Annotated in this window: 13 protein-coding genes; 5 read left to right on the forward strand and 8 right to left on the reverse strand. The window is 33.8% G+C overall.

Annotated features, from left to right (window positions below):
- Nucleotides 1-23: 23 nt before the first annotated feature.
- From GBH57_RS10115 to GBH57_RS10125, 3 genes are all read right to left on the reverse strand, one after another.
- A complete protein-coding gene (locus GBH57_RS10115) occupies nucleotides 24-1382 on the reverse strand; it encodes a pyridoxal-phosphate dependent enzyme (protein ID WP_151674382.1) in 1359 nt (452 codons plus the stop codon).
- 94 nt (nucleotides 1383-1476) lie between these two features.
- Nucleotides 1477-2130: a hypothetical protein gene (locus GBH57_RS10120; protein ID WP_151674383.1), complete on the reverse strand. Its 654-nt coding sequence runs from the start codon at nucleotides 2128-2130 to the stop codon at nucleotides 1477-1479.
- Nucleotides 2131-2207: 77 nt separating this feature from the next.
- On the reverse strand, nucleotides 2208-3446 hold the full coding sequence (locus GBH57_RS10125; RefSeq protein WP_151674384.1) for an ABC transporter permease: 1239 nt from the start codon (nucleotides 3444-3446) through the stop codon (nucleotides 2208-2210).
- Nucleotides 3447-3454: 8 nt separating this feature from the next.
- On the opposite strand from GBH57_RS10125, the gene GBH57_RS10130 reads away from it, so the two are divergent.
- The gene (locus GBH57_RS10130) at nucleotides 3455-4807 is read left to right on the forward strand and encodes an exo-beta-N-acetylmuramidase NamZ family protein (RefSeq protein ID WP_151674385.1); all 1353 of its coding nucleotides are present in this window, start codon (nucleotides 3455-3457) and stop codon (nucleotides 4805-4807) included.
- Here GBH57_RS10130 and GBH57_RS10135 read toward each other — a convergent pair.
- Nucleotides 4804-5343 (reverse strand): YkgJ family cysteine cluster protein, encoded by a 540-nt coding sequence (locus GBH57_RS10135; protein WP_151674386.1) that lies wholly within the window; start codon nucleotides 5341-5343, stop codon nucleotides 4804-4806. The genes GBH57_RS10130 and GBH57_RS10135 overlap by 4 nt on opposite strands.
- 40 nt (nucleotides 5344-5383) lie before the next feature.
- Here GBH57_RS10135 and GBH57_RS10140 point away from each other — a divergent pair, with 40 nt between their 5' ends.
- Nucleotides 5384-6151 (forward strand): class I SAM-dependent methyltransferase, encoded by a 768-nt coding sequence (locus GBH57_RS10140; protein WP_151674387.1) that lies wholly within the window; start codon nucleotides 5384-5386, stop codon nucleotides 6149-6151.
- Here GBH57_RS10140 and GBH57_RS10145 read toward each other — a convergent pair.
- Nucleotides 6129-6662, reverse strand: coding sequence for a DUF2059 domain-containing protein (locus GBH57_RS10145; RefSeq protein ID WP_151674388.1), 534 nt, complete (start codon nucleotides 6660-6662; stop codon nucleotides 6129-6131). The genes GBH57_RS10140 and GBH57_RS10145 overlap by 23 nt on opposite strands.
- A 45-nt stretch (nucleotides 6663-6707) precedes the next feature.
- Between GBH57_RS10145 and GBH57_RS10150 the strand changes: the two genes are divergently transcribed.
- Nucleotides 6708-7493: a zinc metalloprotease gene (locus tag GBH57_RS10150; RefSeq protein ID WP_151674389.1), complete on the forward strand. Its 786-nt coding sequence runs from the start codon at nucleotides 6708-6710 to the stop codon at nucleotides 7491-7493.
- 75 nt (nucleotides 7494-7568) lie between these two features.
- On the opposite strand, the gene GBH57_RS10155 is transcribed toward GBH57_RS10150, so the two are convergent.
- The 3 genes from GBH57_RS10155 to GBH57_RS10165 all read right to left on the reverse strand — a co-directional run bounded on the left by GBH57_RS10155 (nucleotide 7569) and on the right by GBH57_RS10165 (nucleotide 14277).
- Nucleotides 7569-9257 (reverse strand): amidohydrolase, encoded by a 1689-nt coding sequence (locus GBH57_RS10155; protein WP_151674390.1) that lies wholly within the window; start codon nucleotides 9255-9257, stop codon nucleotides 7569-7571.
- A gap of 166 nt (nucleotides 9258-9423) precedes the next feature.
- Nucleotides 9424-11193, reverse strand: coding sequence for a TonB-dependent receptor (locus GBH57_RS10160; protein WP_151674391.1), 1770 nt, complete (start codon nucleotides 11191-11193; stop codon nucleotides 9424-9426).
- Between the two features lie 60 nt (nucleotides 11194-11253).
- Nucleotides 11254-14277 (reverse strand): tetratricopeptide repeat protein, encoded by a 3024-nt coding sequence (locus tag GBH57_RS10165; protein ID WP_151674392.1) that lies wholly within the window; start codon nucleotides 14275-14277, stop codon nucleotides 11254-11256.
- Nucleotides 14278-14604: 327 nt separating this feature from the next.
- Between GBH57_RS10165 and GBH57_RS10170 the strand changes: the two genes are divergently transcribed.
- Nucleotides 14605-15126 (forward strand): hypothetical protein, encoded by a 522-nt coding sequence (locus GBH57_RS10170; RefSeq protein WP_151674393.1) that lies wholly within the window; start codon nucleotides 14605-14607, stop codon nucleotides 15124-15126.
- Nucleotides 15126-16802: a S8 family peptidase gene (locus GBH57_RS10175; RefSeq protein ID WP_151674394.1), complete on the forward strand. Its 1677-nt coding sequence runs from the start codon at nucleotides 15126-15128 to the stop codon at nucleotides 16800-16802. Before GBH57_RS10170 ends, GBH57_RS10175 begins: the two co-directional genes overlap by 1 nt.
- Nucleotides 16803-16843 lie beyond the last annotated feature (41 nt).

Raw genomic sequence — 16843 nt, forward strand, 5'->3', positions numbered from 1 at the left:
GTTTTCATTATTTTTAATAGTTATTACAATGCGCTAATGATATCGTGCTTTGTAATTATATGATATTTACCATCTTCAAGATCAACTAAAACAGCATTTCTGTCTTTGTCAATTAGCTTAGAAACATCTTCGATGCTAGTGTTTTTTTGAACAATTGAGAATGGTGCCCCCATTACTTCTCTAATAGGTAGATTTGCAATGTCTTTATTATCTATAAATTTTCTAAGCAAATCAGTTTCATCAAGTGACCCAACAATTCCTGTAATATCTTCCACAGGGATTTGAGAAATTTTAAAATGCTTCATTCTCTCAATAGCGTGTAAAACTAACTCTTCAGTTTTAACTGTTACTAAAGGCTTATCGATATGATTTTTAATTAAATCTGCCGCAATAGTTACTTCTTCTTCCACATAACCCATTTGCTTCATCCACTCATCGTTATACATTTTACCTACGTAACGACTTCCGTGATCATGGAATAAAACCACAACTACATCATCCTTTGTAAAATGCTCTTTTAATTGATGAATTCCTTTCATTGCAGAACCCGCACTATTTCCTAAGAACATACCTTCAGTCTTAGATAATTTTTGTGTCCAGATTGCAGCATCCTTATCAGTAACTTTAGTAAAACCGTCAATTACAGAAAAATCAACGTTTTTAGGAAGTATATCTTCCCCAATACCTTCAGTTACGTATGGATAGATTTCGTTTTCGTCAAAAATTCCTGTTTCATGGTATTTCTTAAATACACTTCCGTAGGTATCAATTCCCCAAATTTTAATATTCGGGTTTTGTTCTTTTAAGTATTTACCTACACCACTAATAGTTCCTCCTGTTCCAACACCTACTACAAAATGCGTTACTTTACCATCAGTTTGTTTCCAAATTTCAGGACCTGTGCTTTCGTAATGTGCTGCTGCATTACTTGGGTTATCATATTGATTAACATACCAGCTATTAGGAGTTTCTTTCGCTAATCTTGCCGAAGTTGAATAATATGAGCGTGGATCGTCTGGCTCAACATTCGTAGGACAAACAACCACTTTAGACCCTACTGCACGAAGGATGTCCATTTTTTCTTTACTCTGCTTATCACTAAGCACGCAAATCATTTTATAGCCTTTAATAATAGCAGCAAGCGCTAGACCCATACCTGTGTTACCACTTGTACCTTCTATAATAGTCCCTCCAGGTTGCAATCTTCCATCTGCCTCTGCATCTTCAACCATTTTTAATGCCATTCTATCCTTTGTAGAATTTCCAGGATTAAAAGTTTCATACTTTGCAAGTACCAATGCAGGAATGCCTTCAGCAAGTTTATTGATTTTTACTAAAGGAGTATTTCCTATGGTTCCAAGTATATTTTCAGCGTATTCCATGTATATCTTTTAATGAGCTGCAAAGGTACTTGATACAAAAAAGGCTTGCAACTAAATTGTTGTAAGCCTTCAAAGATTCAAAGAATATAAAAAATTATTTTTTAAAATTAGTCTTACTGATAATTCGCCAATAAATTCCTCTCACATTTTGGAGAATGAAATAACCTGGCATTCCATGTGTATGATTATAACCGTAAATTATAATTGCTATTTCTTTATTTTCGGTATAATAAATATCATAGATTACTACACTTGGATATCCTTCAAATATATTTGTTGTAAAAGATTTTTGTTTCTTCTTCTCATTGTAGTACTCCTTTGAATGTTTTTTTAATATGAACCCCTTTTTAATGTATGAATCAACATCTAAGGCACGAGTTTTGCTTTCAACAGAATAAGTTTCTTTTAAGTAATTAAAATCTTCTTCTGTAAATAAATTAGCAAAATCAGATAAACCTTCACTAATTTGACACGCTATGCGTAGCTGTTCTATATTATTACTGTATCTACAAATACTATCATTATTTTTATAACTCTGTAAATTTCGTTTAACACGATTAATGATATTTTCAGGTTTATCAAAACCTTTAATTTCATTATCAAGATGAGTGTAATTTGGTAATTCCCATAGAAACTTAGACAAAACCTCTCGCTCTATATTTTCTTCAATTATTTCAAAATTAACTAATTCCCTTTGAGACCAAATTGGAAAGGAAATTAATAAAAAGAATATTAGATATTTTTTCATATTTAAATATATTGCTATCACTATTAATATGAAATAAACAATTAGTAAAACCATCGTTTGGTTGAGTAATAAAAAACCTACTCAAACCTAATCGCTCGAACTGGGCTAATTTTAGAAATAATATAACTAGGAATTAATAGAATTAAAAAACACAACACAAATGTCCCCACGTTAAGCGCGACAATATAACTCCAATGTAAATAGACCGGTGCTTGGTCTACATAATAAGTATCTGGATTTAACGGAAAAAGATTAAAAGTATCCTGTATGACAAGAAGACCAATCCCAATTAAGTTTCCCCAAAACAAACCTACAACAACTAAATACAATGCATTATAAATAAATATTTTACGAACACTCCAATCGTTACTACCCATCGCTTTTAAAATCCCAATCATCTGCGTTCTCTCTAGTATTAACACTAACAAAGCAGTAATCATATTAAAGCCAGAAACAATAATCATCATCACAATAATCAAAGCAATATTAAAATCAAACAAATCCATCCACTCAAAAATAGAATAGTACTTTCCTCTAATAGTTTGAGTATCTAATTCGCTCCCTATATTATCGTAAATGGTATTATTTATGGCGTCTATTTTTTCAAAATCATCTACAAAAACTTCAAAGGCTCCTATTTGATCATCATCCCATTTATTAAGTTTTTGAATATGCCGAATATCCGCAACTATAAACTGTGCATCAAAATCCTGAAAACCACTATTATAAATCCCAACCACATTAAAACCTCTTGTTCTTGGACCCTTTTCACTTGTCGAATCAAAAAAATACGTAAGTACTTTATCTCCTAACCCAATATGTAATCTATTAGCAAGAAATGACGAAATTAAAATTTCGGAACCTAAAGCTTTGGTTTTAAAATCTGGCAAAGCACCTTCTACTAAAAATTCTTCGAAGAATTTCCAATCATAATCATCACCTACCCCTTTCACAATAATACCTTCAAAATCAGTTTCGGTTCTAATCACTGCCGTTTTAGAAGCAGTAACTTGTATATTGGTAACATTATCCGAAATAGTAAAATCGGGATAAAAGTCCTGTTGTTTAGAAATTGGTATTTGGGAGTCGTCTGAAAAGTTGGTATCAAAATTGGTAATAATAATATCACCATTGAATGCTGACACTTTTTCGCGCACCTTTTTTTGAAGTCCAAAACCTGTTGCAATCGAGATGAGCATCATCACCATACCCAATGCAATTGCTACAATAGCAATTTTTATTATTGGTGCCGAAATACTACTTTTATAATCTTTGCTCGCAACAATACGGCGGGCTATAAAATATTCAAAATTCACAGAAATATATGGTCTTAGCTTTTTTCAAAAATACAGTATTTATAACGTTGTTGAGTTTGTTTTCGTGTGGAAATAGCACATCGACACCCCTTAATGAGCAAACATCGATTTCAAATCAAAAAACTATTGCAGAACAAACCTCATCAACTACTACCGAAATAAACACAAATATTGTTTTTAATAATAAACCAAATGATACCACTAAACGTGTAGGCCGAACTTTTATAGAAGATAAAAACACTATTCGTACTGGAGCTAATCAATTTACTGCATATATGCCTTTGTTAAAAGGAAAGAAAGTAGGAATTGTTGCAAATCAAACTTCTATAGTGAACGATTCTCTAGATTACACAGACGAGCGTCGTATTGTTGACAATCACTTAGTAGATTTTATAATGGAGTTTGACAACCAAGTTGTTAAAGTTTTTGCACCAGAACACGGCTTTAGAGGAAAAGCAGACGCTGGCGAAATTGTAAAAGATGGAGTTGATGTAAAAACAGGAATACCAATAGTTTCGCTTTACGGAAAAAACAAAAAGCCAACTCAAGAGCAGTTGAAAGATATTGACATAATGGTATTTGATATTCAAGATGTGGGCGCTAGATTTTACACATATATATCTAGTTTACATTATGTAATGGAAGCTTGTGCAGAAGCAGGTATTCCAGTAATCGTTTTAGATCGACCTAATCCAAACGGCCATTATATAGATGGTCCTATTTTAGAAAGAGAACACGCTAGCTTTGTAGGTATGCACCCAATTCCTGTTGTACATGGAATGACTATAGGAGAATACGCACAAATGATTAATGGTGAAGGCTGGTTAAAAAATAGTGTTAAATGTGATTTAACCGTTATTAAAATGAAGCAATACAATCGCGAAATGGAATATTCGCTTCCTATTAAGCCATCCCCAAATTTACCTAATGACGTAGCTATAAACCTATACCCTAGCCTGTGCTTTTTTGAAGGTACAATTGTAAGTGCTGGAAGAGGAACAGAGACGCAGTTCCAAGTTTTTGGAGCGCCAAGTTTACCATCTAAAATATATAACTATCAATACACACCTCAAGCAAACGAAGGTGCTAAATACCCTAAGTTTAAAGGAGAAACTTGTAATGGCTTAGATTTAAGACAAACACCAAAATTAAAATTACTGAATCTAGAGTGGCTTATTGACGCTTATGTTGCAAACGGTAAAAAGAAAACGTTTTTCAACAACTTTTTTGTAAAACTTGCAGGTACAAATAAACTACAAGAGCAAATTGAAAAAGGATATACTGCTCGTGAGATTAGGAAAACATGGCTTAAAGGTTTAGAAAACTACAACCAAATGAGACAACAGTACTTTTTGTACTAGTCACGCCCATTAAACTTATATTTTTGACCTTTAGGGTTTTTACCAAGTCCTATAGTTTTTTTCATAGCCTCTACAATATTAAACGCTGCTGGGCAAATAGCTACGTTATTTAATGTTAGCTCACTAATTTTATGAAAATCCCTACGGTTTGTGTGAGGGAACTCTTGACAAGCTTTTGGACGTACCTCATAAATGGAACACGTATTATCGTCAGCTAAAAAAGTACACGGAGCCGTTTTCAAAACAAAAAAATTATCTGAATCAACTGCAAGATATGTTTCAATAAAACGCTGATCTTTTATTCTAAAGTGTTTTGAAATCCTAGTAATATCCTTAGTCGTAAAAATAGGACTCGTTGTTTTACAACAATTAGCACACTCAAGACAATCGGTTTTTTCAAACTCAGCATCGTGCAATTCTACCATAACGGTATCTAAATTTTTAGGAGGCCTATTCTTAAGCTTTGTAAAATATTTTTTATTATCCTTATGTTTATCTTTGGCCTTTTTAGGTAAGCCGTCAATGATGTCTTGCATAGTACAAAACTAAGGTAATTTTTTTAACAGAATCAATTCTATGAGCGATGTTTTAGGTCAAGCATTATTAGACTATCAATTAGGCAACTACACTGAGGATATAATTACATCCACAAACATTAGTGAGGATGATGTGTTACCACTTTCTTATTTGTTTCGTGACCTCGAGGAAATGCCTACTATTGAAAAAGCAGCTCTAAAAAAATGTAACGGTAAAACACTAGATGTAGGTTGTGGCGCTGGTAGCCATTCACTTATATTACAAAAAAGAGGGTTAGAAGTTACAGCAATGGATGTTTCAAAAGGTGCTTGTGAAGTTGCAAAAAAAAGAGGTGTAAACGAGGTACTCTTCGGAAATGTTCTTGAGTTAAAAAATGCCAAGTTCGACACCCTTCTTCTTTTAATGAATGGAACTGGAATCTTCGGAAAACTAGCCCATGTTTCAGACGCTTTAATGCATTTAAAAACACTATTAAATAAAGCAGGTCAAATATTAATTGACAGTAGCGATTTAATATATATGTATGAGGAGGATGAAACAGAACAAAGTGAAAATGTAGATAATGTTTCGGCGAATGCCAATGATACACCTAAAGGAGTTTGGGTTCCTGGTGATCATTACTACGGCGAACTAACCTTCACAATGAAGTATAAAAAAATCCAGACCGCACCGTTTTCTTGGCTCTATCTGGATGAAAATTTATTTGAAACCGCAGCTATTGCAAACGGTTTTAATTTTGAAATTTTAGAACGTGGTAATCATTACGATTACCTTGCTCGTTTAACTATTGCGGAGAGTAACCTTTAGCAATTAAACTATTCATTGTGCTATTAAACAAATCTCTACTCCAAAATTCTGAAATTTGAGATACATCAGTAGTTAAATCAATTTTTACTTCATCAATTTTTCTAGCAACTGAACTTGAATAAAACTTTCCAACTACTTGACGTTGATCTGAATCTAATTCGTCTGGGTTAATACGCATTTGTACACCAGCTGGACTTCCAAAAAACTTAGACATTTGAGCTATATCGTCCTGACTAAAGTGCTTACGGTACGCTGAAGACATCATGCGCACTAATTGGCTAACCGCCTTTGGCTTATCATTTCTTAAAGCATCCCATTCAGCTTGTGGAACGTTAGCACCAGAAAACTGACTTTTAAGTACGTCTATCATATCATCATAGACTGTGTTGTATTGTTTTACTGTACCATTTACAGTCAAATAGGAAATAACTTCCTGTTGAAATTCATTTTGTGCGTTTGCTTGAAAACAAACGGCGCAAATTATCGTTAAAAAGAATAAACGTATTTTCATAATGCGATTAAAGAGTTAGATTTGCTAATAGACAAATATAATACCATGATTAACGTCCCTCACAAAATACTTCTAGTTTTTTTATCAATTATCCTATTTACAGGGTGTAAAGACGATGATTCAGACAACAATGCTGATGATCCTAAAGCAGAAAATAGACGCTCGCTAGGCACTTCAGCTGAAGAGTTATTGAGTGATGATACTTTTAAGAGTATGACGGTTGAACTTGTTTATGCTCCTAATTATAGACCTAAGCAAGAATCAATAGACTCTTTTAAAGATTTTATACTTGCAAGAGTCAACAAACCTGATGGAGTTACATTTATAGAAACTGAAATCTCAAATCAACCCAATGCTCCTTTTACTATTGAAGAAATAAGAAACATTGAAGATTTAAATAGAACACAATATACTGTAGGTGATGATATAGCTGTATATGTATTTTTCTCTAACGGAAGTTCAGAAAATGACACTTCTACCTCTGTAACTTTGGGTACAGCTTACCAAAATACATCAATGGTTGTGTATGAACGTACACTGCAACAAATTACTCTAGACGAGCCTGAAATATTACCTATATTAGAATCCACAACATTGCATCACGAATTTGGACATTTATTTGGTTTAGTAAATATTCAAGAAGATGACATACATCCTGGAGGTGATCACGAAGATTTAGATCACTTAAAGCACTGTATTATTGAAGATTGTTTAATGTATTTTGAAGCTAACAATGTAACACGCATTATGGAGCGTGCGAGATCTAGAGCTCAGGTTGCAGACCTAGATCCACTTTGCATTGCAGACTTGCAAGCTAAAGGTGGCAAGTAATTCTAACTAAAACAACAAAGCTCGAAAACTTAGTTTTCGAGCTTTGTTGTTTTTAATACTTAAATGAATTAAATTTTAATGCGCTTCATCAGTAGCTTTAATTCTCTCTTCTTTTCTCTCAACACTTTTAAGAGTAGTGTTCTCAAAGACTACTTCTCCATTAATAAATGTAGCAACTACTTTAGTATGAGGAATACTATCTGCATTAACTGTCATTATATCTTGATTTAAGATCGTAAAGTCTGCTAATTTTCCTTCTTCGATGCTTCCTTTTTCATTTTCTTCAAAGTTTGCGTAAGCTGCCCATATAGTCATTCCTTTTAAAGCTTCCTCTCTGCTTAAAATTTCCGAAGGTCTAAAACCACCTTCAGGATAATGCTTTAAATCCTTACGAGCGACAGCTGCATAAAAAGTGTGCATCGGGTTTACGCGTTCTACAGGGAAATCTGTTCCTAGAGCTATTATCCCTGCATTATCTAATAATGTTTTATAAGCATAAGCACCTTCAATACGGTCTTTCCCTACACGCTCCTCTGCCCAATACATATCGCTTGTTGCGTGCGTAGGCTGTACTGAAGGAATAATGTTTTTAGAAAAATCTTTAAAATCTACAGGTGTTACTATTTGCGCGTGCTCAATACGCCAGCGCATATCCTTTTTACCTTTTAGTGTGTTTTTATATGCACGAAGTACTGCTACATTAGCTGAATCACCAATAGCATGTGTATTCATTTGATAACCTGCTTTTTCAATGCGTTGTGCTAAGTCATTTAATTCGGTTTGTGTTGTAATCATTGCTCCAAAATGATTATGACGATCACTGTAAGGCTCACGCATAGCGGCTCCGCGAGAACCTAAAGCTCCATCCGCATATACTTTTACAGAACGCACATTTAAACGGTCTGTTTTAATAATCCCTTTGGTTAAAAAATGATTTAAATTTTCTGGCGTATTACTAACCATAGCATAAATACGCAGTTTCAACTCGTCTTCTTGTTGCATTGTATCTATAGCCTCAATTACCTCAACTGATAGGCCCGCATCATCTACGGTTGTTAAACCAAGAGATAAGCATTCAGCTTCTGCATCTAGCAAAGCTGTTTTTATAAACTCTGGAGTTGGCTCAGAAACTGCAGCATACACTAAATCCATTGGCGTATCAATTACTATTCCTGTAAGTTTCCCTTCTACAACTTCAATACTTCCACCAGGCATTTTAGTTTTAGTAGTAATTCCTGCCATTGATAATGCAAGTGAGTTTGCTACTAATGCGTGACCATCAACACGAGTTATTGCCACTGGAGTATCTGGGAATAATGAATCTAGCATTTTATTATTAGGAAACTCTTGTACTTCCCAATCGTTTTGATCCCAACCTCTTCCCAAAATAAAATCGGATTTTTTTTCTTTCTGAAATGCTACAACTCTTTCTAATACCTCCTCAAAACTAGTAGTCCCCATTAGGTCTACATACTGTTTTGAAACTCCCAAATTAAATACGTGACCATGAGCATCGATTAGCCCTGGCACAATAGTATGTCCTTTTGCATCATAAGTATTGGCAATGTTGTATTTAAGTTCTAATTCGGGTTTTATCCCTATCTCAACTATTTTCCCATCTGTTACCACAAAAGAACTTGCGGTACTAAAGTCCTGATCTACTGTGTAGATATTTGCATTTTTAACAAGTAAATCTGCGTCTATTTTATTAGGCACGCAGCTAAATATTGTTACTGAAATTATAAACGTAGTTAAGAGTCTCATTGTATTAATATTTCGAATTTCTTATTTCGTAAAAATAAGGAAAAGGGTTCTTAAAAAATGCCGTGAGTTTAAATATGTGCAGAAACAAAAAAACCGCAAGCTCAATATTAATTTGAACGTACGGTTTTTTAAATTATTAAAATTTCGGCTTTGCCTTATATAGGTATTACCAATCAAACTTATAAGTTGCTCCTCCAAGAATCTGGATTCCCTGTACATCATAATTGTACCATTTCTCGTAGTTGTCGCCAATTAAATTACTTCCTTTAGCAAATACCGTAAGACGATCGTTTATGCGATACCCCAAATGTGCGTTTAAATCTACATAACCGTCTAGCGTTACACTTGGCTCTAATATATTAGATGCTATATCGCTGTTAAGATCCTCACGTTCTCCCACATAAAATACGGAAACACCACCATATAATTGTTCGGTAATATTAAAGGTACTAAATAAGGTTGCTTGCAAAGAAGGTGCATTATACGCTTCTAATAATACATCTGTACTGTAACTATTGAACGTTGCATTTACTCCTATAGTTATGTTCTGAGAAAGTTCCGTTTTTAATTCTCCAAAAACTGATAGTGTGTTTGTATCGTCATAAACTACATCAAACGAATTTCCAAATTTATACCCTTCCGTATCTAATTGAGTTGAAAAAGGATTTGACACGAAAAAAGCTTTATCTAACTCTCGTTTATATCCTGCTCTCAAATTGTATGCAACTGCATTTGTAAGTTTCCCTTTTACCCCTCCAAAAGCATCATACAGTGTACTTGTTGGTTTTAAATTAAGTGTAGGAGAAATAAACGGATTCACTTCTTTAAAATCATAAAATGTGTTTTGTTTTAATCCACCTTCGACACCAGCGTAAGCAATCAACAACTCATCTACTACTCTATAGGATGCTGAAACATTAGGAGAAATATAAATGTTAGTTTCACTGTTTTCAGTATCTAAATTTACATAAGCGTTAACACCTAATTTTAAAGACAAGTCATCACGTACTACTGAAAGTGATGGTAAAACACCTGCATTTAAATGACTATAATTTATAGTTCCTGGAGTAAATAATCCTTCGTAAAAACTACCACTCAAGTAATTAATGTCTACTCCTACTTTAAAATCATTTTCTGCAATAGGGAATGCGAACTCTGGCTTAATTATAGCGTTTAATTCTGATGTCTCATAACTATCTGCTAAGTATCTAACTTTAGCCGAAACCTTATTGAAAAATGAATCTTCCATAGAAATACTTCCACCTAAATAACCACTAAAATAATTTTGGGCTACATCAAGACTTTCTACTTCATCATCTGTTAGGAAATTAAATGTATCATTAATTCCATACCAATTATACATTTGGTGTTCTATTCCGGCATCAATTCTATAAGCAGCATCACGTTGTCTACTTGTATAATTCAAGTCTAATTGGGTATCCATAAAATTAGCATCTGCACGGATGCCATCAATATCACCCTGAGCCGAGTTATGCTTAAAAAAGATTCCAGCATTATCCGTTCTACTTAATTGAAAATTACTGTACAACTCAGCCAATCCTGTTGTATAATTTCCGAAACCTAAGGTTGCATAATTATCATACAACTTCACTTTTTTTGCTTTCTCAACTGTTGCAGCTTTTCCTTTTGCTGGGGTAAATGTTGATGCTACTGGCACAGAAAAAATATTATATGTTACTGGTTGCTTTTGCGTTGAAACACTATCGTTAAGTTGTGGTGTTTCTTTTATTTTAAATGCATCACTAATTGTAGGCGTATATGGCTTTACAATATTTACAACTTCCGTTCCTAGAGGATCGTCATCATCTGTTTGTGCGATTGCTGGCACCGTTAAAAGTAACCCAAACAAAGCGATTGAAATTTGAAATAAATATGGAATAGTATTGGCTCTTTTATTTAATGAGTCTGTATTCATATTGCTGAAATATTATGTTGTACTAATTATTAGATTGTTTTAAAACTGCTCAATAAGAAATTAATTTCCTTCCGGACTTTCCACTGAAGAGTTCGTTTTTGCTTCTGCGGCTTTAATTTTATTTAATTCGGTTTGTGCTTCTGCTACAACGTTTGGAAAATCTTTAAAGTTTGTAATAACACTTTCTAAAATATAAGTAGCTTGATAAGCATCCCCTAAAGCATAGAAGTTCTTCGCCATTAACACAAGACCTTTAGCTCCGAATAATTTATAACCAGAATAATCTTTTGCTAACCTTTGTACGCTTTCATTTGAAGCTGCAAACTTAGAATCCTTGTTTTTAAAATAAGCATCATAATATAAAGCCTCTGCTGCTAATTGCCCTGTAGCAATTTTAGCTACTTCTTGGTATGCTATTCTAGCCTTCGCTTCGTTGTTAGTTTTGATTGCAGAACGTGCTATAATAATTTGAGCGTCACTTTGGATATTTGTGTCAATCTTATCGTTTGACAATACTTTATCTGCGTAAGCTACAGCTTTAGTATATTGTTCTAGCTCGTAACTTGCTTTCATTGCGTTGGTTTGAGCAAAAATGATATTCTGCGGGAAATCTGCTTCAGCTTCTAATCGTTTTAAATAGGATAATGCATTTGGATAATCCTTTTGTGTCAAATAAATTTCAGAAATACGAGCAAGTGCTTGCTCTGTAAATTCGCTGCGTTCCTTATTTAAAACAAACTTATAATGTGGAATGGCTTGTGATATTTCGGCTTTGCCAAAATACAACTGACCTACATAAAAGTGTGCTTGTAAAGCGTGCTGCCCTGATGGGAATTGTTTTAAATAATCTTCAAATCGCTTTGTAGCTTGCGACACATTATTTTCTAGATAAGGCTGTTCTGCTGCTTGATAACTTGCATCATCAAGTTCTGCATCTTCAATGTCTACAAAGTCTAATGTTTGTACCCAAGATGCGTAATCATCCACGCGACCTTGGTCTATGTAAATTATTTTCGCACTATTTACAGCTTGCACTGCTTCTGGTGTTGAAGGAAAATCGTTAGCTACTTTTTTGAAGAGTGTCAATGCTTTATTAGTATCACCTGTATTATCGTATAATAGCGCTTGCTTCAATAATGAGCGAGCAACATAGCTACTTGAAGGGAAATCTTTTACTAGTTTGCTGTAAGTTCGTTGCGCATCGGCAGTTTTGTTTTGTGATATGTATGTGTTTCCTAATTCATATAAAGCGTCATCTCTAAAAAATGATTTTGGGTATTTGGACCCAAACGAGTTTAGTTCAGTTACTTTAGATTCAGTTCTATCAACAAAACCATAACTAATTGCTTTTTGGAAAGCTGCATAATCTTTATCATTCCCATTTGCTTCAAGAACAAGATTGTAATTTTCCATTGCTGGCCAGTATTGACTGGTTACAAAATAGCTATCTCCTAAACGTAAATAAGCATCGTTTTTTCGTGAAACTTCTGCATTAGAAGTTGATACATATTTTTTAAAATTAGTGATTGCCATTTCATAATTTTTCAATTTGAAATAGTTGTATCCCATATTATAACTGCTATTAGCATATTCTGGCGTACTAGCAGCTCCTGGCAGTTGTAAAAATTGTTTATATCCTAAACCAGCTTCTTCAAAGTTAGACAACTGAAAATCACTCTCTGCTTTCCAGTATGTAGCACGCGCTGTAATTTTAGGGTCGCGAGGTTCTTTCAATGATTTTTTAAACAATGTAATTGCAGATGTATAATCACCTTCGTTATATAATTCTAACCCTCTATATAGCGTTACTTTTTGATAAGCAAGCTTATTTTCAAATTCACTATTGTTTTCTAATAATGTAATAGCTTCTTTATAATTTCGTGATGTTATGTAACTATCAATCAATAGATTTTTAAGTAATGGATTATTAGTATTGTTTGGATATTTTTCAATGAATGATAATAGAATTTGTGGCACACTCTGGTAGCTATTCCCAATTTCGTAACTCAACTTTGCATAATTCAAAGCAGCATCTTCTGCAATTTCAGCACTAAAATCCATTTCACTTGCATTTTTAAATGCGTTTAGTGCTTCTTGTTTTTTACCAAGTTTCAAATATGATTCGGCTAAATGATAATAGGCGTTTTGTGCTGTTGCATTACGTCCATCAACAATTTTATTAAATTCACCTACAGCGTTAGAATAGTCTCCTTGTTTGTAGTACGCATATCCAAGTTGGTAATAATCTGTATTATTCCATTTTCCACGTTCGCCTTTATACTCCTTCAAATAAGGAACAGCTTGCGCATATTGCCCAAGATTAAAGTGACTTTCTCCTATAATTTTAGACAATTCACTTTTTTCTTTTGGACTTGAGTTATCAAATTGCTCCGTCCCCATATCGATTGCTTTCTGAAATTTTCCTAGCTTAAAATTCATATCTGCTTGATAATATGAAAGCTCTTTATTGTAACGTTCGTTATCTTTAACTTCTTCAAACAAATCGTTTGCCTCTTGATACTTATCACCTTCATAAGCGATAAAACCTAAATAGTATTTTGCTTGAGAGCCATACTTTTCTGAATCGCTTACACGGTTTAAATATTTTTTTGCTTGTGTAAATTGTTCTGCTTTAAAAAAAGAATATCCACTGTTGAAATTGAAGCGTTCCGTTTCAGCTTTGCTTAAACTTCCAGCATCTACTTTCTCATACCATTTTTGAGCATAAGCATATTTACCATTTTCAAAATAGTAATTAGCAACATCAATATATGCTGAGTTTCGTTTTACACTCGTTGGGTAATTTGAAACGAACGACTCCATTAATTGATCTGCATCTTGTTGATTTAAACGTACAGCACAATTTGCAATATAATAAGCGCAATCGCTTTCAATACTTTCACGATCTGAAGTTTGCTTCACTTTAGAAAACATACTTTGTGCTGCCAGATACTGATTATTATTATACAACTCAATTGCCTGATTATAAGCTACAAGGTCGTTTGTAAAAGCCGCGGTTTGTTGTGAAATTCCGCTAAAAGAATAAGCGAAAATAGAAAATACAACGAAAAGGTTTTTTAACATAAATAGTGGTTTTTTGCTATATCAAAAATAATACTTAAACACTTCAAGAAATCAATTATATAATTGAAGTATTCACAGGTTGTTAACGTAAAAAATGTAAGTAGAAATTGTGTATTACCAACTAAAAAACTGTTATGAAAAACAAAGCTAAAACCCTGTCTGCCAGTTATACCAGTAGTTTCGGTAATTAATTGCCTTACAACTTTCTTACTTGATAACGCAGCTACTGATAGTTAATTATATATTGAGAGACTTGATTTGGATTAAATGCGTTAATTGTTTCTTAAAAATTACCTAACTTTCAAACAACTAAAAAGTAACATCTATATGAAAATTTCAGTATTCATTATTTCAAGTGTTTTAGCATTAACATCCTGCGCAGCACAAAACACACTTTCCGCAACGGCTCCAGTAACTACAAGTAGTCAAGAAAATATTTCAAACTCCTCAGGAATCATTAAAGAATATAACGGTAAAATAGGGATTGGAACTGCAACTCCAGATGAACTATTAACAGTAAAAGGTATAATTCACTCACAAGAAGTTTTAGTCGATCTTCAAGGTGCTGTTGCTCCAGATTACGTTTTTGAAGCATATTTTAATGGAGCTTCAGCCTTAAAACCTTCTTACCAAATGATGGATTTAAATGACGTTTCGGCTTATATAAAAGAACACCACCATCTTCCAGAAATTGAAAGTGCAGCAACATTAGCGAAGGAAGGATTAGAACTTAAAAAAATGAATTTATTATTACTTCAAAAAATAGAGGAACTCACGCTATACACTATCGAACAACAATCGCAAATTGACCAATTAAAAGTTGCTGTATCAACATTAATCAAAAAATAATGCAGCCGAAATTTTACAGCCTTTTATTATTGTTCTGTTCAATTCTAATCGCGAATGGACAAGAAACTGATCCAGAAATATTCTACTTCCACACTAATATTGATGACGTTTCATCTTTAAAAATTAAAGAAAACAGAAACGGAACTATCGATGTAAAAAGTAGAAATAGAAAGGAGAATGCCATTTTTGAAAAATATACGATTTACAAATTTCAATTAGCGTTCCCCAATACTAAATCCGATTTAATTAAAACAGTGCACACTATTGCTACAGATAACGTGAATTTATTAAGTGAACTTAGTTATAATTTCCCAAAAAAATACACTAGAATAGATCAATTCTATACCACAGACAACGCCTACTATCCCAATGATTACGGCGAAACAAGTCCAATTAAAAACAGTGGTTTAGACTATCCTTCTCAAGACTTAGATATTGTAATGGCTCCTGAAGCTTGGGGAATAACGAAGGGTGACAAAAAAGTAGTTGTTGGTATTTCCGATACTAAAATAGACTCCCTCCACCCTGATTTAAGGGGAAGGGTCAGCAACTATTTACATTACCGAAATAGTGAGAAAGGTCAAGCCTGTGCTCACGGTGGTAATGTTGCAGGAATTGCAATAGGCCGTATGGATAATAATTTTGGGAAAGCTGGTATTTGCAGCGGCTGCGATGTAATTGCCACAAATTACGGAGGTATGGCACAATTAGAAGAACTTGTTGCTGCTGGTGCAAAAGTGATTAATGCAAGTTGGGCAATGTGTAAAATGGGAGGGAAATATTCAGAAAACATTGATGCCAGAATTAGTGAATGGTACGACGATGGAATTATTATAGTTGCAGGTGCCGGAAATGGAACAGATTGCAATAAAGACAAAATTGCCGTTGGAGATTCACTTTATCCAGCAAGTTTTAAACGAGTAATTTCAGTTTCCGGAGTTTTTGTTCAACATAATTTTAGTACAGACAAAGTGTTTCCTGATAAAGAAGGAAACCTTATGACTAAGACATTAAAGGATCGTAGAGATGGGTATTTCTTTGTGGAAGAAGATGGATCTTTAGGCCAATTCCAAGTTCAAAAAGGGATGCAAGTTAATAAAGCTATAGATTTAATGTCTCCTTGCCAAAGTTTACTAATTACTAACGAACAATGCGAACTTGAAGTATCATATGGAGGAGCGACATCTATGGCTGCACCTTATGTAACGGGGACTATTGGACTAATGTGGTCTGCAAATTATTGCTTATCGTCCTATGAGATTGAAACCATTTTAAAACTTACAACAGAGGAAATTGAAAATCTGCCAGGAAATACACATTATAAAGGATTAATGGGTGCAGGTAGATTAAACACGTATCGCGCTGTTGCTATGTCTAAACTAATGGCAACAAAAAACAGCAACATCATTGTTCAAAACAGAGATTTTTATAGGTTCGATTTCAATTTAACAAGCGCACCAAATATAATAACCATAAAAAACCAAACGTTTAGAGATGAAGCCACCGTTAACTTTAAAGCTAAAAATGGTATCGTGCTAAAACCCGGAACTCATTTAAAGCCAAACAAAGATGGTGCAATCGCCTTAAAGTCTGACCCTTCTATAACTTTAAAAACTTGCGATGTGCAACCCGTAAAAGACTATGGTCCTTGGAAAGAAGCTACTTATGAGAAGTAATTTGTTAAGTACTTCGGAAATTTTAAAAATTAGAAAATCAC

The organism is Patiriisocius marinus (genome assembly GCF_008974325.1).
In the GTDB taxonomy this organism is placed as follows: domain Bacteria; phylum Bacteroidota; class Bacteroidia; order Flavobacteriales; family Flavobacteriaceae; genus Patiriisocius; species Patiriisocius marinus.

Bases quoted from the DNA above. Each gene is read 5' to 3' on its own strand.
- GBH57_RS10115 (WP_151674382.1), bottom strand. From the start codon at position 1,382: ATGGAATACGCTGAAAATATACTTGGAACCATAGGAAATACTCCTTTA.
- GBH57_RS10120 (WP_151674383.1), bottom strand. From the start codon at position 2,130: ATGAAAAAATATCTAATATTCTTTTTATTAATTTCCTTTCCAATTTGG.
- GBH57_RS10130 (WP_151674385.1), top strand. From the start codon at position 3,455: ATGGTCTTAGCTTTTTTCAAAAATACAGTATTTATAACGTTGTTGAGT.
- GBH57_RS10135 (WP_151674386.1), bottom strand. From the start codon at position 5,343: ATGCAAGACATCATTGACGGCTTACCTAAAAAGGCCAAAGATAAACAT.
- GBH57_RS10140 (WP_151674387.1), top strand. From the start codon at position 5,384: ATGAGCGATGTTTTAGGTCAAGCATTATTAGACTATCAATTAGGCAAC.
- GBH57_RS10145 (WP_151674388.1), bottom strand. From the start codon at position 6,662: ATGAAAATACGTTTATTCTTTTTAACGATAATTTGCGCCGTTTGTTTT.
- GBH57_RS10150 (WP_151674389.1), top strand. From the start codon at position 6,708: ATGATTAACGTCCCTCACAAAATACTTCTAGTTTTTTTATCAATTATC.
- GBH57_RS10155 (WP_151674390.1), bottom strand. From the start codon at position 9,257: ATGAGACTCTTAACTACGTTTATAATTTCAGTAACAATATTTAGCTGC.
- GBH57_RS10160 (WP_151674391.1), bottom strand. From the start codon at position 11,193: ATGAATACAGACTCATTAAATAAAAGAGCCAATACTATTCCATATTTA.
- GBH57_RS10165 (WP_151674392.1), bottom strand. From the start codon at position 14,277: ATGTTAAAAAACCTTTTCGTTGTATTTTCTATTTTCGCTTATTCTTTT.
- GBH57_RS10170 (WP_151674393.1), top strand. From the start codon at position 14,605: ATGAAAATTTCAGTATTCATTATTTCAAGTGTTTTAGCATTAACATCC.
- GBH57_RS10175 (WP_151674394.1), top strand. From the start codon at position 15,126: ATGCAGCCGAAATTTTACAGCCTTTTATTATTGTTCTGTTCAATTCTA.